General features: G+C 36.1%; 15 protein-coding genes. 9 read left to right on the top strand and 6 right to left on the bottom strand.

Annotated elements, in window-relative coordinates; translation table 11 throughout:
• Positions 1-66: 66 nt before the first annotated feature.
• From OGZ34_RS05650 to OGZ34_RS05635, 4 genes are all read left to right on the top strand, one after another.
• The gene (locus OGZ34_RS05650; protein ID WP_263362400.1) at positions 67-1,458 is read left to right on the top strand and encodes an NADH-quinone oxidoreductase subunit N; all 1,392 of its coding nucleotides are present in this window, start codon (positions 67-69) and stop codon (positions 1,456-1,458) included.
• Between the two features lie 166 nt (positions 1,459-1,624).
• Positions 1,625-2,398: a Bax inhibitor-1/YccA family protein gene (locus OGZ34_RS05645; RefSeq protein WP_173965362.1), complete on the top strand. Its 774-nt coding sequence runs from the start codon at positions 1,625-1,627 to the stop codon at positions 2,396-2,398.
• Positions 2,399-2,992: 594 nt separating this feature from the next.
• Positions 2,993-5,839 (top strand): pectate lyase family protein, encoded by a 2,847-nt coding sequence (locus OGZ34_RS05640; protein ID WP_263362399.1) that lies wholly within the window; start codon positions 2,993-2,995, stop codon positions 5,837-5,839.
• Between the two features lie 103 nt (positions 5,840-5,942).
• A protein-coding gene (locus tag OGZ34_RS05635) for an IS3 family transposase (protein ID WP_263362398.1) occupies positions 5,943-7,174 on the top strand; the annotation gives its coding sequence in 2 pieces (ribosomal slippage) (positions 5,943-6,291 and positions 6,291-7,174; 1,233 coding nt in all).
• A gap of 56 nt (positions 7,175-7,230) precedes the next feature.
• Here OGZ34_RS05635 and amaB read toward each other — a convergent pair.
• Positions 7,231-8,784 carry an L-piperidine-6-carboxylate dehydrogenase gene (gene amaB, locus OGZ34_RS05630; protein ID WP_263362397.1) on the bottom strand — a complete coding sequence of 518 codons (1,554 nt, stop codon included), beginning with the start codon at positions 8,782-8,784 and terminating at the stop codon, positions 7,231-7,233.
• A 181-nt stretch (positions 8,785-8,965) separates the two neighbouring features.
• Between amaB and OGZ34_RS05625 the strand changes: the two genes are divergently transcribed.
• Positions 8,966-9,925, top strand: coding sequence for an MBL fold metallo-hydrolase (locus OGZ34_RS05625; protein ID WP_263362396.1), 960 nt, complete (start codon positions 8,966-8,968; stop codon positions 9,923-9,925).
• 56 nt (positions 9,926-9,981) lie between these two features.
• On the opposite strand, the gene OGZ34_RS05620 is transcribed toward OGZ34_RS05625, so the two are convergent.
• Positions 9,982-10,521: a 3-hydroxyanthranilate 3,4-dioxygenase gene (locus OGZ34_RS05620; RefSeq protein WP_263362395.1), complete on the bottom strand. Its 540-nt coding sequence runs from the start codon at positions 10,519-10,521 to the stop codon at positions 9,982-9,984.
• A 143-nt stretch (positions 10,522-10,664) separates the two neighbouring features.
• Entirely contained in the window at positions 10,665-11,762 is a 1,098-nt protein-coding gene (locus tag OGZ34_RS05615; protein WP_263362394.1) for an endonuclease/exonuclease/phosphatase family protein, read from the bottom strand.
• Positions 11,763-11,990: 228 nt separating this feature from the next.
• Between OGZ34_RS05615 and OGZ34_RS05610 the strand changes: the two genes are divergently transcribed.
• The 3 genes from OGZ34_RS05610 (at position 11,991) to OGZ34_RS05600 (ending at position 14,197) form a co-directional block, all read left to right on the top strand.
• On the top strand, positions 11,991-12,890 hold the full coding sequence (locus tag OGZ34_RS05610) for a S66 peptidase family protein (protein WP_263362393.1): 900 nt from the start codon (positions 11,991-11,993) through the stop codon (positions 12,888-12,890).
• A gap of 171 nt (positions 12,891-13,061) precedes the next feature.
• A complete protein-coding gene (locus OGZ34_RS05605; protein ID WP_263362392.1) occupies positions 13,062-13,421 on the top strand; it encodes a YraN family protein in 360 nt (119 codons plus the stop codon).
• Between the two features lie 119 nt (positions 13,422-13,540).
• Positions 13,541-14,197: a hypothetical protein gene (locus tag OGZ34_RS05600; RefSeq protein ID WP_008466087.1), complete on the top strand. Its 657-nt coding sequence runs from the start codon at positions 13,541-13,543 to the stop codon at positions 14,195-14,197.
• Between the two features lie 136 nt (positions 14,198-14,333).
• Here the strand turns inward: OGZ34_RS05600 and OGZ34_RS05595 are convergent, their stop codons facing one another.
• The 3 genes from OGZ34_RS05595 to OGZ34_RS05585 form a co-directional block, all read right to left on the bottom strand.
• On the bottom strand, positions 14,334-14,918 hold the full coding sequence (locus tag OGZ34_RS05595) for a DUF5683 domain-containing protein (RefSeq protein WP_317853248.1): 585 nt from the start codon (positions 14,916-14,918) through the stop codon (positions 14,334-14,336).
• 162 nt (positions 14,919-15,080) lie between these two features.
• On the bottom strand, positions 15,081-18,446 hold the full coding sequence (gene mfd / locus OGZ34_RS05590; RefSeq protein WP_263362391.1) for a transcription-repair coupling factor: 3,366 nt from the start codon (positions 18,444-18,446) through the stop codon (positions 15,081-15,083).
• Positions 18,439-19,065, bottom strand: coding sequence for a hypothetical protein (locus tag OGZ34_RS05585; RefSeq protein WP_173965371.1), 627 nt, complete (start codon positions 19,063-19,065; stop codon positions 18,439-18,441). The genes mfd and OGZ34_RS05585 overlap by 8 nt, the downstream gene beginning before the upstream one ends.
• 310 nt (positions 19,066-19,375) lie before the next feature.
• Here OGZ34_RS05585 and OGZ34_RS05580 point away from each other — a divergent pair, with 310 nt between their 5' ends.
• Positions 19,376-20,314, top strand: a complete 939-nt coding sequence (locus tag OGZ34_RS05580) for an L-threonine 3-dehydrogenase (protein WP_173965372.1) — start codon at positions 19,376-19,378, stop codon at positions 20,312-20,314.
• Positions 20,315-20,458 lie beyond the last annotated feature (144 nt).

Below are 20,458 nucleotides of genomic sequence, written 5' to 3'. Positions count from 1 at the left end.
AATATTTTAAATAAAAATAAATTAGGGCGTCATTAGTTTTAGATTTCCTAAATCAAAAAAACAAAAATGAATACATTAATAGCTATAACAGGATTGGGTATTTTCTGCCTATTGTTTGAAATTCTTAATTTAAGAAAGGCCATTGTTCCTATTACCATCGTAGGTTTACTAGGTGTTTTGGCGCTTAACTTTTACGAATTCGGATCAACAGCAAGTTACTATAACAACATGATTACAGTGAGCAAATTCTCTGTTACCTTTTCATCGTTGTTTATTGTGCTGACTATTTTCCTGGTAGCATTAAGTCATAATTTTTACGAAAATCATCCAACCAAAATCTCCGATTTTGTGGCGATCAAAGTATTTTTATTGGCCGGTGGAGTAGCAATGGTTTCTTTTGGAAACTTAGCGATGTTTTTCTTAGGAATTGAAATTCTGTCAATCGCCCTTTATGTTTTAGCAGCAAGCGATCGTTTGAATCTAAAAAGTAACGAGGCGGGTATGAAATATTTCCTAATGGGATCTTTCGCATCAGGAATCATTTTGTTCGGAATTTGTTTGATTTACGGAGCAATGGGAACTTTTGATGTAGCTGAAATACATGAAGTATCTTTATCTGCCGAATTGCCAATCTGGTTTCCAATTGGAATGATTTTGATGATTATCGGTATGTTGTTTAAAGTAGCAGCAGTTCCATTTCATTTCTGGGCTCCGGATGTTTACGAAGGTTCTCCGGCATTAACTACTGCTTTGATGAGTACTTTGGCAAAAGTTGTAGCGATCGCAACACTTTACAAATTAGTTTATGCTTTAAATTTAGTTCCGTCTTTAGACAATCAGGATCTTTTAGGAACTTTTGAAACGATTGTAGTGATCATTTCAATTGCTTCTATGACTGTTGGAAATATAATGGCATTACGTCAGGTAAACGTAAAACGTATGTTGGCATTCTCAGGAATTTCGCATGCCGGTTTTATGTTAATGACTTTGCTAACGGTTGCAACATCAGCAGGTGTTTTATTGTACTATACTGCTGCTTATGCATTGGCTGGAATCGCAGCATTCAGTGTTGTTTTATATGTATGTAAAAATCAGGATAACGAAGATATCACGAACTTTCACGGTTTAGGAAAAACAAATCCGTTATTGGCAGCAATCCTTACGGGATCCTTGCTATCTATGGCTGGTATTCCTATTTTCTCGGGTTTCTTTGCTAAGTTATTCTTATTCAACCAAACCATTCAGGCAGGATACATTGCTTTAGTAATTGTAGCGGTTATCAATTCAATTATTAGTGTTGGGTATTATTTCAAACTAATCCTAGCGATGTACTCTAAAGAACCTAACCAGGAGCGTACAGGAAAACCTTTCCTTATTTATGCGGTTGCAGTAATTTCAATTGCCTTAAATATTGCTTTAGGTTTATTCCCTTCTTTAGTTTTAGATCTTTTAAATTAAAAATTTAAAAATAGATATACGAGCCGTCAATACCCATTGACGGCTTTTTTATTTAGAAGAATAAAGCTTCAAAACAATCTCCCCGAACTGTTAAAAATTCCATAGTATTAAAGGCGTATCAAAAAATATCGATTATATTTGAAGAGTTTTTAAAACCAATTATATTATGAACTTTAATTCAAAAAATCCATTTTTAAGCAACAAGCGTTTCTCCTCTAATGCTGTTTCAAAAGCTGAAGAAGCACACCAGGCTCAAATTATTGATTACAATCAGGAAATGACCTTATCTGGTACGATTAACAAAACAGCTATCTTGTTTTTAATTTTATGCGGATCGGCCATGGTAACCTGGTGGATGGCATTTAATGGAATGAATGTGATGCTGCCTGCTATCGGAGGTGCAATCATTGGACTAATTTTAGTTGTAATTTCAGCCTTTAAACCGCAAGCCTCTCCTTATTTAGCTCCTGGTTATGCTTTATTTGAAGGATTATTTATAGGAGGAATTTCGGCCATTTTTGAAGCCAAATATCCCGGAATTGTAATTAATGCCGTTGGAGCAACTTTGGTTACTTTTTTGGTATGCCTTGGTTTGTATAAATTTAGAATTGTAAAAGTTACCGAGCAATTTAAGTCAGTAGTGGTTGCGGCAACATTAGCCATTGCAACTTATTATTTAATTTCATGGCTGGTTTCTTTATTCACAAGCTGGACTCCGGTTCATTACGGAAACTCAATGATGAGTATCGGAATTAGTGTTTTTGTGATTATTATCGCTGCATTAAACTTATTCTTAGATTTTGATCAGATCGAGAAAGGAGTTCAACAAAGAATGCCAAAATTCATGGAATGGTATGGTGCAATGGGATTAATCATCACATTGGTTTGGTTGTACATCGAATTTTTACGTTTATTATCAAAATTATCGAGCAAAGATTAATTTCTTTTTTTATCATAAATCAAAGCCTTTTGAACATTCAAAAGGCTTTTTTTATACCCCCCTGCCAAACATTCTCTAATTCAGAACTACCCAAACCACTCCCCTTACTTTTCATCCCAATTGTTAATTATTTTTCTGCATCCAAAACTAAAATGTCTGCTGTCCCAGAAATTCGTACTTCACTTTTTTTGCTCAAAAACGATTCGTTTTTTAATCTAAAAAATACAATTAGAGCATAAAAAGGATCATTTTTAATTTTAAAATATAACTTTTTTCTTACTATAAAGCACTGTTGCTAAAATTGCCGAAAACTCACTACTTTCTCTTTTTTGCATTGATTTTATTTCCCAAACAGTACTCCAAAGGACATTAAAAATGACACGTGGCGAGGTTTTTCTTAATTATGTAATAAATTGCATTAAATGCAATTTATTACATAATTCATATTCAAAAGTATAAATTTTTAGCACTTATATTATTTTATTACAAATATTTTACACATATCAAAAAATAAATATATTTTTGTGTAATCGATTACAAGAAGCTTATTGATTCAATAACACAAAAAACTTTATTAACCGAAAAACCACAATTATGAAAAGAAACCTACTTATTCTGATGCTTTTACTGCTCACCATTCCCCTATGGGCACAACAAGTTCAGATTACAGAATCTTCAGGCTGGCTCGAGTCAGCATTTGTTAAATGGCAGCCTGTAAGCAATGCACAAACCTACAACGTTTACTACTCCGGTAACGGCATCACAGACCAAAAAATCGACGATCAGCTAATTAGAAGTTACGGAAGTTATTTCCGCGCAGACATTCCGGGACTTAAAGCCGGATCGTATACCCTTAAAGTAAAACCGATTATTTCAGGTGCAGAGGGAACAGGATCAACAACTAGTACTTTAACCGTTTCTGCTCAGGATCGCAACGGATTTGCTTTTGAAGGCGGACGTGTTCCCGGAGGCTACAAAGCAGATGGAACTCCAAAAGACAATGCTGTTATTTTATACATCACCCAAAATACCAAAAATAACATTTCGATGAACATCACCGGTGCCAGTGCAAATCCTTGTGTTAGTCTGCAAAACATACTATATGCGATCAAAAAAGGGAAAGACACACGTCCGTTTATCATTCGTTTAATTGGAAATATTACCGACATGTCTGTGATGGAAGGCGGAGATGTCGTTATTGAAAATGCCAACAATGCAGCCAGTTATCTTACAATCGAAGGAATAGGAAATGATGCTGTAGCCAATGGCTGGGGCGTACGTCTCAAATCGGCATCCAACATAGAGGTAAGCAATCTTGGTTTTATGAACTGCAACAGCACTGCCGGTGACAATGTTGGCATGCAGCAGGACAATGATCACGTTTGGGTACACAACTGTGATTTGTTCTACGGAAATGCAGGAAGCGATGCCGATCAAATAAAAGGAGACGGAGCACTCGACAATAAAACTTCTACCTACATCACCTTATCCTACAACCATTTTTGGGACAACGGAAAAGCAAGTCTTTTAGGTTTAAGCGAGGGTACTACCAGCGGCCTGTATATCACTTATCACCACAACTGGTTTGATCACTCTGATTCACGTCATCCTCGCGTTCGTTATTATTCGGCACACATCTACAACAACTATTTTGATGGTGTAGCCAAATACGGTTCGGGGTCTACCTTAGGCTCTTCCTTATTTGTGGAAGGAAATTACTTCCGCAATAGTAAACATCCCATGCTGACTTCTTTACAGGGGACTGATATCTGGGACGAAGCCAATCAGGTAAACAATGCCGGAACTATGGGAACTTTCTCAGGGGAAGCCGGAGGATCTATAAAAGCCTTCAACAACACTTTTGACGCTTCAAACGGAACGAATAATATGCGTTTTGTGGCTTACAACGATCCTAATCCGTTATACAATATCGCCGGAAAAATTAGCTCAACAACAGATTTTGATGCCTATCTTGCGACTACAAGAGGCGAAACGGTAAGCAGTTCGGTTAAATCCAAATCGGGAGCCAATACCTACAACAACTTTGATACCGATGCTGCCTTATATGTCAAAAATCTAACCATAGAACAGCCGGCAACAGCCAAAACGAAGGTCACTCAATACGCAGGACGTGTATCGGGAGGTGATTTAAAATGGACCTTTGATAATAGTGTAGACGATACCTCTTCTCTTGTAATTACAGCACTTAAATCGGCACTTACCAATTATACAGGAGCTTTGGTTGCTATTCAGGGAGAAGGCAATCCGCCTACAAGTTCTCAGACACTAACCTCAACAGCCAATAACAATCAAACCGTAAGCAGCGGTACTGCAATTGCCTCTATCGTATTTACCTGGGGCGGAAATGCTACAGATGCCACTGTGACCGGACTACCTGCATCAGGAATTAGTTTTGTGAAAAATGCTGCAGCTAAAACCATTACTATTTCAGGAACTCCAACCGCTACCGTTTCTTACTCTATAGCCACAACCGGTACCGGAACTCCTGCTACAGGTTCAGGAACTATCACCCTTTCGGCAGCAGGAACACAAACCTTAATCTCAACAAATAATAACAACCAAACTGTTGCCAGTGGAACAGCCATTGATGCAATTGTTTTCACTTGGGGAGGAAACGCAACAGACGCTACGGTAACAGGATTGCCTGCTTCAGGAATTAGTTTTGTGAAAAATACGGCTGCCAAAACCATCACCATTTCTGGAACTCCAACCGCTACTGTTTCTTATTCGGTTGCCACAACCGGAACCGGAACACCAGCAACAGGTTCAGGAACGCTTACGGTTACTACCGGAACACCAGCCGGTGATAAGATTCACAACTTTACTGCATCAGGAAAAACAAGTTCATTTTACACCATTACAGGAAATATGAATTCAACTAACGGATCTGTAACTTATGCCGGATTAACGCTAACGGCACGTTTAAAAATGGAGTCAAGCACTACAATTACGTATACGACCACAGACCCTTCTACTTTAACTTTGGTTTTTGATTCTAACTTTACCGGAACTGTTAAAGTAAATAATGTTTCCTATACTGCATCGGCCGGAATTGTATCCGCAACTATCCCTGCAGGTTCCAATACCATTACAAAAGGATCTGTTGCCAATCTGTTCTACATCAATACGGAGTACAACAGCGGAGCTACGTTACGAATGGCACAAGTAGCTAACACGGCCTCTGAACCAAAAGCTTCCAAGGTGATTTTATACCCCAATCCGGTTGCTGATGTATTATATTTCTCAGAATCCAATCAGGTCGTAGAGAAAGTGTTCCTTTATAATATGTCAGGCAATCTGGTTAAAACCTCCGGAAAAGAAACTAAAAGTATGGATCTAAGTACTCTCATATCTGGAACTTACCTGCTAAAAGTCGTTACCACTGACGGTTCCTTTACGCAAACTGTTCTTAAAAAATAACCCAAAAAACCATTCTAAAAACAAAAGGCTTCCCAATTGGAAGCCTTTTGCATTTTAATATTTGTCTCGTCCTGAAATAAGTTGACATAAAATTGACTTATTTATGAATAATCCAGAATTTAAAAAAGAGCGACGCAGTCAGAGAGATTACAACATAGGCTTTAAATTAGCCGTTATTTCTCAGGTAGAAAAAGGCGAACTTACTTATAAGCAGGCACAAAAGAAATACGGCATACAAGGAAGAAGTACTGTTTTGGTTTGGTTGCGAAAATTTGGTAACTTAGACTGGAGTAAACCTAATCTTCTTTTTATGTCAAAATCAAAAGAAACTCCGGCACAGATTATCAAAAGATTAGAAAAAGAACTGGCAGATGAAAAACTGAAAAACATGGTTCTTAATACTATGATTGATATTTCTGACAGTCAATATGGAACTCAAATCAGAAAAAAGTTTTCTCCCAAACCATCAGAAGCATCCAGCAGGAAAAAGGAATAAGCATGTCCTATGCCTGTAGATTATTTGGGATAAGCCGACAATCAATTTATCAGCATGAATCGCGCTTGTTAATACGTGAAGAACAATTGCTCAAAGTTAGGGAACTGGTTGAAAAACAAAGAAGAATAATGCCTAGATTAGGCACAAGAAAACTTTATTTTTTATTGGAGGATTGTTTTGCTGAAAATGGGATCAAAATCGGAAGAGATGCATTTTTCAAGTATCTAAAAAGAGAACAGTTGCTTATAAAGCCTGCAAAAAGTTATATTAAAACGACTTTTTCTAAACACTGGCTTCATAAATATCCTAATCTTCTCAAAGATATTGATATATACAGGCCTGAACAGGTTTTTGTTAGCGATATAACTTACGTGAAATCTTATGAAAGAACTCATTATCTCTCATTGGTTACAGACGTTTTTAGCAGGAAGATTGTCGGATATCATTTAAGTGACGATATGAGTGCGGAGAATGTTGTTAAAGCCTTGAAGATGGCGGTTAAGAATAGAAAAAATAAACTTGCGCTAATACATCATTCAGACAGAGGGCTTCAGTATTGTTCCCAAGTTTATCAAAATGAATTAAAAAAGAATAATATTGAGCCATCAATGACCGATGGATATGATTGTTATCAGAATGCTTTAGCAGAAAGAATCAATGGGATTTTAAAGAATGAATTTTTAATCTATAAATGTAAATCAGCAGTAGAGTTAAGTAAATTAATTAAAGAATCTGTAGAATGTTATAATCAAAAAAGACCACATTTAAGCTTGAAAATGAAAACACCTAATTTTGTATATCAAAAAACCAGCAAAGAGAACTTTACTGGTTTTAATTAATATTGTAAAACTTGTCAACCTATTTTAGGACTAGTCAATTTTATTGGAAACAAATACTACAAATCAAATTTTATTCCCTGTGCCAAAGGCAAACTTGTCGTATAATTGATTGTATTGGTCTGACGACGCATGTAAATTTTCCAGGCATCAGATCCTGATTCACGACCGCCTCCGGTTTCTTTTTCTCCCCCAAAAGCACCTCCAATTTCAGCACCTGAAGTTCCAATGTTTACATTTGCAATTCCGCAATCAGAACCCACTACAGATAAAAATCTTTCGGCTTCACGAAGATTATTGGTCATAATAGCAGATGATAATCCTTGTGCAACTCCATTTTGAAAATCGATAGCGTTATCCACTTCTCCTGAATATTTAATCAGATACAAGACCGGAGCAAATGTTTCGTGCTGTACAATTTCAAATGAATTTTGTGCTTCTGCAATTGCAGGTTTTACATAACAGCCACTTTCATAACCTTCTCCGGAAAGCACTCCGCCCTCTACCAAAATTTTTCCTCCTTCGGCAACTACTTTATTTAAAGCTTTAGCATACTGCTCCACCGCATGCGTATCAATAAGCGGCCCCACATGATTGTTTTCATCCAATGGGTTCCCAATTCTTAATTGTTTGTAAGCCGCAACCAAAGCATCTTTTACTTTATCATAAATACTTTCGTGAATAATTAGTCGGCGTGTTGATGTACAACGTTGTCCTGCCGTTCCGACAGCACCAAAGACAGCACCTATAACAGTCATTTTAATATCGGCATCCGGAGTCACAATAATAGCATTATTTCCTCCTAACTCTAACAATGATTTCCCTAAACGTCCTGCAACCGCCTGTGCTACAATTTTCCCCATTCGGGTTGAACCTGTAGCCGAAACTAACGGGATTCTGGTATCCGCTGTCATTAATTCTCCTATTTTATAATCGCCATTGATCAAACAAGAGATCCCTTCCGGTAAATTATTCTCTTTAATCACCTGAGCGATAATATTCTGACAGGCAATTCCACAAAGAGGTGTTTTTTCAGAAGGTTTCCAAACACAAACATCACCTGAAATCCATGCCAAAGCCGTATTCCAAGACCAAACTGCCACAGGAAAGTTAAATGCCGAAATAATCCCTACTACTCCCAACGAATGGTATTGCTCGTACATACGGTGTCCCGGTCTTTCAGAGTGCATTGTCAAACCGTGAAGCTGACGCGATAAACCAACGGCAAAATCACAGATGTCTATCATTTCCTGTACTTCTCCATAACCTTCCTGTAATGATTTCCCCATTTCGTAAGAAACCAATTTACCAAGTGCCTCTTTATTTTCACGTAGCTTTTGTCCAAACTGACGTACAATTTCTCCACGTTGCGGTGCCGGAATTAAACGAAAAGTTTTAAAAGCTTCTGTCGCCGCCTGCATTACTTTTTCATAATCCTGAGGCGTTGACATTTTTACCGATCCTATTAGTTTTCCATCAACCGGCGAAAAGCTATCTAAAACTTCTCCGGAAGAAAAGTTCTGTAAACCTGTCGATGTCCCTTCGTTGATCGCTTTGATGCCCAATTTTTCCAGAGCCTCATTCATTCCAAACTGTGATGCTATTGTTGTCATTGTAACTTTTTTTGTTAAAATTGTTATATTTTTATGTAAAGATATTATTTCAAGCCGAAATTTAATCGAACTGAGTTGTTAAAATCAGGTAAATTTAGGTTTAATTAAAATGAATTACAGCGCGATAGCGTGATTTATTCGTCTTAATTGATGAAATTTGCGGTAATAAAAGTACTCAAATATGTCCATTTTCAGTCGATTTTTAGTTTGTTTCGTCCTAATTTCAGTTCATGCTTTTTCTCAAAAAGAGCAAAAAAAACCCTTTCAGGTCGTTCCTTTAGGGATAAAAGGAGGAATAGACGAGAAGAATCTTTCAGCCTATTTGGTTGCCCCTACACATACGCATGATTTTATCTGTTTAGATGCCGGAACGGTAAATGCGGGAATTGAAAAGGCAATTGAGAATAACGTTTTTAAAGTTTCGACCAGCGAAGTTTTACGAAAATATATTAAAGGTTATTTTATATCGCATGCGCATTTAGATCATGTTTCGGGTTTAATAATAAATTCTCCTGCGGATTCTTCTAAGACAGTTTATGCCACTGAAAAATGCATGGAAATGATGGAAAACCATTATTTCAACGATCAGACTTGGGCCAATTTTGGAGATAAAGGTCCCGGAACTCCGTTAAAAAAATATCATTTTCAGACTTTAAATATCGGAGAAGAAATTCCGATTACCAATACAACGATGACGGTAAAAGCATTTCCGTTAAGTCATGTGAATCCGTTTGAGAGCACTGCTTTCTTGATTAAAAGTGGCGAATCGTACTTGCTTTACCTCGGCGATACCGGACCAGATGCAGTAGAAAAAAGCGACAAGTTAAAGTCGCTCTGGACCGCAATTGCACCTTTGGTTAAGAGCAAACAACTGAAAGGTATTTTTATTGAAGTTTCCTTCCCCAATGAACAACCGGATCAGTTTTTATTTGGACATCTGACGCCAAACTATCTGATGAAAGAACTTCACACCTTAGCGGATTTATCGGGAAAAGATGCTTTGAAAGGCTTCAGTATTATCGTTACACATCTAAAACCACCCACTAAAAATATTGTAAAACTGAAAGAACAGCTGCAAAAGCAAAATGATTTGGGACTAAAGCTTATTTATCCTGAGCAAGGGAAACGTTTTGAGTTGTAACATTTAAATTTAAACCCGACAGTTTTAAAAACATGTCGGGTTTGCTGATTATATCCTTATTTCTTGGCCACAAATCTGGGATCCGATTCCATTACGGTTCCACAGTTATTGCAGGTTCTTAATGCTAACGAATTGTAAAAATGCTCGAAATGCGACAGAAAATCTTTTTCTATATTATGCAATTCAAAAAACACTTCGTATAGTTTATGATTGCAATTATCACAGTGCCAAAGCAATCCGTCAGTATAACCTAACCCTGCACGTTTGCGTTCGATTACCAATCCTATTGAACCTTCGGAACGAACTGGCGAATGAGGAATTTTGGCTGGATGAAGGTACATATCTCCTGCATGCAATTCCATTTCCTTTCGCTCTCCATCTTCCTGAATGATGACTTTTATACTTCCCTCAAGCTGATAAAAAAGTTCCTCGGTTTCGTTGTAATGGTAATCTTTTCGGGCATTTGGCCCCGCAACTATCATCACTATATAATCACCAGAATCAATGTAGAGGTTTTTATTTCCAACAGGCGGTTTGAGTAAATGACGGTTTTCATCGATCCACTTCGTAAGATTGAAAGGTTTTGCTATTCCCATTTTTTAAAGGTAGTAAGTTTCTAAGAAGCTAAGTTAAGGAAAAGTTTTTAGTCACAGTTCTCAGTCGCAGTCTCAGTTTACAGTTAACAGTTAACAGTGATCAACTGAGACTGAGACTGCGACTGAAAACTGAAAACTGAGACTTACTTCACCTCTTTAATCAAATAGATATAAACTGGAAAATGATCACTAAATCCAACTTCGGTTAGAATATGCCGTAACGGATACCCTTTATACTGTCCTGAACTCTGAATCAGAAAAGGCTTATTGAAAATCCCCGCTTTCCAAAAGTTAAAGGTTGAAAAATCTGATTCTATAAGCGACTTTGTTATGATAATATGATCGAAGATATCCCAGGAATCCCGAAATGCAATCGTCCCCAAACCTTTCTCAATCATTGTCGCAAACGGATTAAAAACACCAAACTCCTCCACTTCTGATTTCTTTGCCTTCGCGCCCAAGTTTGTTTTTACACTTTTATTAAAGGGACCATCATTCAAATCGCCCATCGTGATCACTTTAGCATTGGGGTTTATTCGTTGTAGCGAATCTATGATTCTTCTGTTTAAAGTGCCTGCAGCTTCCCGAAAAATACTGCTTGCCTTCTCACCTCCTGATCTGGACGGCCAGTGATTGACAACAATATGAAGTTCTTCTCCCTCCAGGAATCCCGAAATTAAAAGCTGATCTCTGGTAAAAACCCGATTTTTGTCAGCAATTTTGATTTCAATATCATCTTCCTTCTGTATTTCCTCTTCTTTAAGCGAAACTTTATTTTGATAGATATGCAATGGAATGTTAGAGTACGAGGTAGGTTTAAAATATTTCCTTTGATACAACAATGCCACATCAATCCCTCGTTTGTCCGGTGAATCAAAATGAATTATTCCATAATCAAAAGGGAGCAACTTAGGCTGTTTAATCAAATCTTCCAGAACAGCACGGTTTTCAATTTCAGCGCCTCCAATTAATACTGGAGCGTTGGAGTTATCAGGCCTTCCGATTTCAGACAAAACCCTGGAGAGGTTTTTTAATTTCTGTTCGTATTTCTCTATTGTCCAATGCTGTGCTCCATTGGGCGTCCACTCATCATCGTTGGTATTGACATCATCAATAGTATCAAAAAGATTTTCGAAGTTGTAAAAGGCAACCGTATGAATACAATACTTTTTGGGCTGTGCCTGCAAAATTTCCAGAAACAGAAAAGCAATACAACAGAATTGAAAAGTAATTACCCTCATAAACTTAACTCTTTAAACGGCTCAATTTAAACAATTAAAACCAATTGTAAGAATTTTCCAATTATTTTATACTGTAAAATCTTTATATTTGCTTTATCTTACGAATGAAACAGCAGAAAAAACATGAAAGCAAGCCCTTATCAATACTTCAGAAACTACTTTTCTTTTTATAAATTCGTATTTCTTATTTTTACTTTACAATCCTTCAACTGTCAATCACAACAAAACATGATAACACCACCTTATTTACAAAAAGGAGATACTGTAGCCATTTTAGCAACAGCCAGAAAAAACATAGACGATAATTTAAAACCCACTATAGATTTATTGCACAGCTGGGGACTTGAAGCTGTTGTTGGAAGTACAATTGGTTTGGATTTTAATCAACTGGCGGGTACAGACGAGCAGCGTGCTGCCGATTTTCAAAAGCAGTTAGACAATCCAAACATTAAAGCAATCTGGTGCGTTCGTGGAGGTTATGGAACTGTAAGAATGATCGACTTACTCGATTTTACAAAATTCAAACAACATCCGAAATGGATTGTTGGTTTTAGTGATGTTACGGTTTTACACAATCATTTGAATACTATGGGTTATAAGTCCATTCACGGTATAATGCCTGTAACAGTGCCACGTGCTACTCCCGCAGCGATTAGTTCAATGAAATCTGCTTTATTTGGTGAGCCAATTTCTTATGCAGTTGGTCCGGATAAGATGAACCGATTTGGAACTGCAACCGGTGAATTAGTAGGTGGAAATTTATCTATTTTATACAGCTTATTGGGTTCTCCCTCGGCAATCGACTGTAAGGATAAAATTTTATTCATCGAAGATTTAGATGAATACCTATATCATATCGATCGTATGATGATGAATTTAAGACGCAACGGATGTATCGAAAACCTCAAAGGAATTGTTGTTGGAGGCATGACCAAAATGAAGGATAACGAAGTTCCATGGGGGAAAAATGCGGTAGAAATTGTAGATGATGTTACCAAAAAATACAATATCCCGGTGATTTTTAATTTTCCAGCCGGGCACATTCAGGACAACAGGGCTTTAATTATGGGAAGTACTGTTACTATTGACGTAAATGTATCGGGAAGTACTGTTACTTTTCAAAAATAATAGCACCTCAGAATTTCTTTTCCCTAAAGATTTTTGAATACCACATATCATATTCTCGCAAAGACGCGAAATAGTAAAGTTTTACTCAATTCTTTGCTATTTCGCGTCTTTTCTTGCAGATTACCCTTTACAGCATAAAAAGATCATAACTCATAATTTCATAATAAAAAAATGGCCGAACATAATGAACTTGGAAAAGAAGGAGAAGACCGCGCTGTCGAATATCTGGAGCAAAACGGATACAAAATTCTTGATAGAAACTGGACTTTTCAAAAAGCCGAAATTGATATTGTTGCCGAAAAAGAATCCATTTTGGCAGTTATTGAAGTGAAGACAAGATCAAGTCTGGATTTTGGTTTACCACAGGATTTTGTGAAACCAAAAAAAATTCAGCTACTGGTAAAAGCAGTAAATGCCTACATAAACGATAGGGAAATAGATTTTACTATACGTTTTGACATCATTGCCATACACAAAAACAAGGAAACATTTGCAATTGAACACATTACAGACGCTTTTTACCATTTTTAACATAATTTTACAATGTTATATTTGTAACAAATTGTTCTTTTATTTATATTCGCAAAGTTTTATAACACTACAATTAACTACACCAACCCAATTAAGTTACAAAAAAAAAGAAAAAAACTATGAAAACCGTTTCTTCAATCGTCGAAAATTACATTAAAACAAAACCCTTTTTATTAAATGCGTTATCGCTTGGAATCATCAACCTTACTTCTCTTTCGCGGAACATTATGACCGAATTAGAAAGTGAATTTGGTAAGGAAGTAAAACAAGGCGCTGTTGTAATGTCATTGAAACGACTCACAGAAGAACTGGATTTTAAATTGAATCATAAAATCAATAAAGTAATTAAGAATATTGGCGAAATTACCGTTCGATCTGAACTGACGGATTATACTTTTGCTGCTTCGGAAACTGTTTTAAATAAACAGGCTGATTTAATTTCTGACATTAATGCTTTATCTGATATCTTTTACACCTCCTCACGTGGAGTAAACGAAACCAATATTGTGGTAAGTAGCAGTGTAAATCATTTGGTTGAAAAACATTTTATGCGAGAGAAACTAATTCAGAAATTAGATAATTTAGCCTCTATTACTGTAAAATTACCAAAAGAGAACATCGTAGTTCCAGGAATTTATTACTTCATTTTCCAACGTTTGGCATGGGAAGGGATTATTATCAATGAGGTAATTTCGACTTCAAATGAATTCACCATTTTAGTTGGCGAAGATCAGGTTGATGTTGCTTTCAAAGTGATTAAAGATCTGAAAAACTAACTCTAAGAATTAACTTCAAAAGAAGCTGTGAAGCTTCTTTCCTTATAATCCTTTTGTCTTTTTCTATAAAAGATAAAAGGATTTTTATCATCTATAAGAATTTTAAGCAAAATTACTAAGAACTCTCCTTTTTCACTCAGAATGAATAAATGCAGGCAAAACCAAAATCATTTTCAGAACTTATGTTATTTAAATTCATTAGCGGTTTAAACACTAATTTTTCGCTCACATTAAATTGAGATAAAGCAGCATCAATATTAGCATCGATTATATTTAAAACATAAAATCCCACCATACATAAGGCTGACAAATCTCTGTTTTGTTGAAATTGTTTTTGAGCAGAAATTAATTGACTATTGCTTAAATTCTCTAAATATTCTGAACTACCTGTGTTTCCCGCAAGTCTATTTTTATATTCGTTTCTATAAGTATTGTAGTTTTCTTGACTATCGATAAAAAAATAAGCACTTGTCCCGATTGCTGCGTAAACCAATGGAAGTTTCCAATACTTCTTATTATAAATCTGTCCTAAACCAGGGAATATAGCCGAATAAAATGCTGCTTGTGCAGGACGAAGCGGATCAATCGTTTCTGATTTTAGCGACTCATCTAAAACAATTTTCTTTGTTTGCTGAGCCGATAAAGAAGTTAATCCAAAAAATAAAAACAGAAGAATAATTTGATATTGCATATTGAGATTTACTTTGAAATTTTGATCCAAAGTAAATCTTTTAGTTCTAAGAATTTTCTTAAATAAAAGACAAATAAAACTTAATCTTTAAAGCTTCAAGTACCCCCCTTTAATTTTCATTTTCCACCACAGATTAGGTAATTAAAAAATCTTACAATTCGTGAAAATCTTTTTAGTCTGTGGCGACCTCTTTTATTCTCCCAACATCTCCATCAATTCCAACGCTCGTTTGGTCGATTTTACATTATCAAAGGTCAATAAAAGTCGTAGACCGTTAGGCGTTTGTTTTTCTTTCATTTGACAAAGATTACTATGGGTTTGTACAAATTTTATCACTTTATGGAAACGCTTGGACTGGTAATAATCAGATTGCTGGTCCGAAACGAAATAACCAATCATTTTGCCCTTTTTCATCACTAATTTCTCAATACCCACACTTGTAGCAATCCATTTGATGCGAATACTATTCATCAAAGCATTGGCACGAGGCGGCATCGGACCAAAACGGTCAATTAATTTATTTTGAAACACAACAAGCTCCTGTTCGTTTTTCACACCACCCAACTCGTTATATAAACTCAAACGTTCGGTAACATTATTGATGTATTCATCAGAAAACAACAACTCAAAATCAGTATCGATTTGTAAATCTTTTACATATTCTTTCGTTTCAATATCATTCTCTTCCGGGTATAAATCCTTGAATTCATTTTCTTTCAATTCTTCGATCGCCTCATTCATGATCTTTTGATACGTATCAAATCCAATCTCATTAATGAAACCACTTTGTTCTCCACCTAATAAATCTCCTGCGCCACGAATTTCAAGATCTTTCATTGCAATGTTAAAACCACTTCCGAGTTCGCTAAATTGCTCCAAAGCCTGAATACGTTTTCTGGCATCTTCGGTCATGGATGAATAAGGTGGACAGATAAAATAACAAAATGCTTTTTTATTGCTTCGACCTACCCTACCGCGCATTTGATGCAGATCAGACAGTCCAAAATTATTGGCATTGTTAATGAAAATCGTGTTGGCATTGGGCACATCCAAACCACTTTCGATAATTGTTGTGGCTACCAGAACATCGAAATCGCCATTCATGAAACCCAGCATCAATTCTTCGAGTTTCGCACCCTCCATTTGTCCGTGACCGATTCCGACTCTGGCATTTGGTACTAGACGCTGAATCATTCCAGCCACTTCTTTTATATTTTCGATTCGGTTATTAATAAAGAAAACCTGCCCGTTACGCTGAATTTCATACGAAATTGCATCACGAATTATTTCTTCATTAAACCCAACAACATTGGTTTCAATAGGATATCGGTTCGGCGGAGGCGTTGTAATAACCGATAAATCCCTGGCTGCCATCAATGAAAACTGAAGTGTTCTCGGAATTGGCGTTGCCGTTAAGGTTAAGGTATCGACATTGGCAGCAATAGTTTTAAGTTTATCTTTTACGTTCACTCCAAACTTTTGTTCCTCGTCGACAATCAATAAACCAAGATCTTTAAAAACTACATTTTTATTGACTAACTGATGAGTTCCTATCACAATATCCAGTTTCCCTTCTGCTAAATCTTTTAACGTTTGTGCTTTCTGCTTGGCCGTTCTAAATCGGTTCATGTAACCAATAGTAACCGGCATATCTTTCAATCGTTCCGAAAAGGTACGGTAATGCTGGTAAGCCAAAATAGTAGTAGGGACCAAAACAGCTACCTGTTTACTATTGTCTACCGCTTTAAATGCCGCACGAATCGCTACCTCAGTTTTTCCAAAACCTACGTCACCACAGACCAAGCGGTCCATTGGGCGATCGCTTTCCATATCGGCTTTAACTTCCTGCGTCGATTTGGTTTGGTCCGGCGTATCTTCGTATATAAATGAACTTTCTAATTCGTTTTGTAAATAACTGTCCGGTGCAAACTGAAACCCTTTTTCCAAACGTCGTTTCGCGTACAATTGAATCAAATTGAAAGCAATATGTTTAACACGCGCTTTGGTTTTTTGTTTTAAAACTTTCCAGGCGTTCGATCCTAATTTATAGATTTTCGGAGGAGTTCCGTCCTTTCCGTTGTATTTTGAAATTTTATGAAGCGAATGAATACTTACATACACAATATCGTTATCCGCATAAACCAGTTTTATGGCTTCCTGCGTTTTACCTTCGACCTGAATTTTCTGCAGACCGCCAAATTTCCCAATACCGTGATCGATATGTGTTACATAATCACCAACCGAAAGCGCAGTTAATTCCTTAAGTGTAATGTTCTGCTTCTTTGAATAACCATTTTTGATATTAAATTTGTGATAACGCTCAAAAATCTGATGATCGGTATAGGCCGTAATTTGACTTTCTTCGTCAATAAAACCCTGATACAAAGGCAAGACAACGGTATTATATTGTTTTCTAATGTTCTCGGAATTAGCTTCATCTAACGTTTCAAAAATGTCATGAAAACGTTTGGCCTGAGTTTCATTCGAACAGAACAAATAATTTTTATATCCGTTAAAATGATTATCACTCAGATTATTCAGTAGCAAATCAAATTGTTTGTTGAAGGAAGGCTGAGGGTGAATGTGAAAATCGAATGTTTTTGTGATTTTAAAAACAGGTTTCGAAGCCAATTCTACTATCGAAAAATCTAACGCCCGCTTGATAAATGAGCTTTGATTTAAGAATAACTTTTCAGGTTCAGCGCGTTTTATTTCTTTTGAAAGTTTCTCAAAAGCTTCTTCGGCTCTGCCAAATTGTTTGTCCAACTGCGTTAGAAGCCCATCTGTGTTTTGAACAAACAGTACCGTTCGCTCTGCAATATAATCCAGGAAACTCTCTCTGTTCTCCTGAAAAAGCTTGTTCTCTACGTTTGGAATTATTGTGATTTTTTTATGTGTTTCTACCGATAACTGTGTTTCGACATCAAAACTTCTGATACTGTCTACTTCATTACCAAAAAACTCTATTCGATAGGGATGATCGTTTGAGAATGAGAATACATCAACAATTCCTCCACGAACAGAAAACTCTCCCGGTTCGGTAATAAAATCGACTCTTTTAAATTCATATTCAAACAAAACTTCGTTGATAAAATCGATCGAAATTTTATCGTTCAAAGCGACTTTAAGTGTATTTTTATCGAGTTCTCTTCTGGTTACAACTTTTTCAAAAAGCGCTTCCGGATAGGTAACAATTATAGCGGGTTTTTTACGGGAATTAATTCGGTTCAAAACCTCAGCACGAAGCAAAACATTCGCATTATCTGTTTCCTCAATTTGATATGGACGACGAAACGACGCGGGATAAAACAATACATCCTGTTCTCCAATCATTTGTTCGAGATCGTTCAGGTAATAAGCCGCCTCTTCTTTATTGTCTAAAATAACCAAGAAAGGCAATTCCGATTTTTTGAAAACGGCACGTATAACAAATGAAACCGCTGACCCTAACAATCCGTTAAGATGCATTTTTATTTGCTTCTGCTCCAATAATTGCGTGGCAATCTGCTGATTCTTTGGCAGATTATCATACAGGGTATATAAGGCGTTTTTACTCAACTTTTGATGTGTTTGGATCTATATTTTTTACAGGAATGGGAACTGTAGTTGCATTTGGGATTGCACGTGTTGTATCTAACATTTTTAAGAACTCTTCCTCCCCTTCCTCTTTCGGAATTTTACTTTTTACCATAATAAGATCCATCTGTCTTTCTAATGAAACCAGTTCTTTGTTAATCTCACCAATTAAAAACGTTACTTTCTCTGATGGGATCTGATTTAAATGAATAAATAAATCCATCATTCTGACTTTTGTAATTAGAATAGAAATCCGGCTTCTGATCTGTGGAATATTAAATTCTGCAGGAATGTTATTATTCAAAGCCATTACTTTTTTGGAAATCGCTGTTGATTTCTTTTGAAAGGCCCCAATTGTCTTTCTTGGCTTATCTCCGAGTTCTTTTAAAAAGTCACGCCATTCATTCCACGAATTCACTTTTTGCTCTGAAATTTCGTTGATAGGCTCATCGATAAAATCCCAGCCTTTATTGATTTTATTAAAAATTACTTCCTTTTTTTTGGCTTCTTTTTCGTTTTCAGCACGGCGTTTTTCATCTTCGTTCTGACATGAATTCAATACAAAAACAAAAAGTAGAAAAAGAGATATCTTATATTTCATTTGGTAAAACATTAAGCTACAAAGTTACAAAGTAATTTTACAATTACGAATTCTGATTTTTGATACAAATTACTTTATTCATCAACCAGTAGAGGATTCTGAATTCGTGGATTCCTGTTTGTAAGACTTATCAAAAAACCGCAAATTCCTGGTTGAAAATACTTATAAATTTTAATTTATATTCCTTACTCAACAACGAATAATCCAAAAAAGAATCTTTATCGTTGTTAAATTTATAATTTGTTCTTCTGAAAAGTAAAAATAATTGAGGAAACGTTATATTTGTCTCTCTAAAAAAACCATTCAAAAAATGAATCCAAAAATATTAATCATTGGTGCCTGCGGTCAGATTGGGACAGAACTGACTCAAAAACTGCGCAAACTATACGGAACAAACAATGTTATTGCGTCTGATATTAGAAAATTAAATACTGACGTTGTTAATTCTGGTCCGTTTGAAGTGGTCAATGCCTTAGATTTTAACCAAATCGAGCATCTTGTTGAAGTACATCAAATTACTGATATTTATTTGATGGCGGCGCTTTTGTCGGCTACAGCCGAGAAAAACCCTGCATTTGCCTGGGATCTGAATATGAATTCATTATTTCACGTTTTAAATTTAGCAAAAGCCAAAAAGATAAAAAAGATTTTCTGGCCTTCCAGTATTGCCGTTTTTGGACCTACTACACCTAAAGAAAACACACCTCAATATACTGTAATGGAACCTTCTACTGTTTACGGAATTAGTAAACAAGCCGGAGAAAGATGGTGCGAATACTACCATAATATTTATGGTGTTGATGTTCGAAGCATTCGTTATCCTGGTTTAATTAGCTGGTCGACTCCTCCGGGTGGCGGAACTACAGATTATGCTGTAGATATTTTCTACAAGGCTATTGCTGATAAAAAATACGAGTGCTTTTTATCCTCTGAAACAAAAATGCCAATGATGTATATGGATGATGCAATTGATGCAACCATTAATATTATGAAAGTACCAGCAGAGAAAATCAAAATACATTCTTCATACAATTTAGCTGCAATGAGTTTCACTCCTACTGAAATTGCTGCTGAAATTAAAAAACATATTCCTGATTTTGAAATAACATACAATCCTGATTTCCGTCAGAAAATTGCAGACAGCTGGCCGGCAAGTATTGACGATACTGAGGCAAGAGAAGACTGGGACTGGAAACATACTTTTGATCTGGAATCAATGACAAAAGATATGTTAGAACATTTAGGATAACAAACTATATATAAAATAAAAAAACGCACAATTGTGCGTTTTTTTTTATGCCTTTAATTTACAAAGGATTTTATCGATGAAATTAGTTTACGCGGATTTTTCAGTTCTTTTTAATCTCACTCTTATTTTTAGCAAAAATTCTAT

Origin of the sequence: Flavobacterium collinsii (genome assembly GCF_946903285.1) — a bacterium.
Lineage (GTDB): Bacteria > Bacteroidota > Bacteroidia > Flavobacteriales > Flavobacteriaceae > Flavobacterium > Flavobacterium collinsii.
This window is presented reverse-complemented; position numbering and strand designations above follow the sequence as displayed.

Coding starts and splice junctions, on each gene's coding strand:
- OGZ34_RS05650 (WP_263362400.1), top strand. CDS start 67: ATGAATACATTAATAGCTATAACAGGATTGGGTATTTTCTGCCTATTG.
- OGZ34_RS05645 (WP_173965362.1), top strand. CDS start 1,625: ATGAACTTTAATTCAAAAAATCCATTTTTAAGCAACAAGCGTTTCTCC.
- OGZ34_RS05640 (WP_263362399.1), top strand. CDS start 2,993: ATGAAAAGAAACCTACTTATTCTGATGCTTTTACTGCTCACCATTCCC.
- amaB (WP_263362397.1), bottom strand. CDS start 8,784: ATGACAACAATAGCATCACAGTTTGGAATGAATGAGGCTCTGGAAAAA.
- OGZ34_RS05625 (WP_263362396.1), top strand. CDS start 8,966: ATGTCCATTTTCAGTCGATTTTTAGTTTGTTTCGTCCTAATTTCAGTT.
- OGZ34_RS05620 (WP_263362395.1), bottom strand. CDS start 10,521: ATGGGAATAGCAAAACCTTTCAATCTTACGAAGTGGATCGATGAAAAC.
- OGZ34_RS05615 (WP_263362394.1), bottom strand. CDS start 11,762: ATGAGGGTAATTACTTTTCAATTCTGTTGTATTGCTTTTCTGTTTCTG.
- OGZ34_RS05610 (WP_263362393.1), top strand. CDS start 11,991: ATGATAACACCACCTTATTTACAAAAAGGAGATACTGTAGCCATTTTA.
- OGZ34_RS05605 (WP_263362392.1), top strand. CDS start 13,062: ATGGCCGAACATAATGAACTTGGAAAAGAAGGAGAAGACCGCGCTGTC.
- OGZ34_RS05600 (WP_008466087.1), top strand. CDS start 13,541: ATGAAAACCGTTTCTTCAATCGTCGAAAATTACATTAAAACAAAACCC.
- OGZ34_RS05585 (WP_173965371.1), bottom strand. CDS start 19,065: ATGAAATATAAGATATCTCTTTTTCTACTTTTTGTTTTTGTATTGAAT.
- OGZ34_RS05580 (WP_173965372.1), top strand. CDS start 19,376: ATGAATCCAAAAATATTAATCATTGGTGCCTGCGGTCAGATTGGGACA.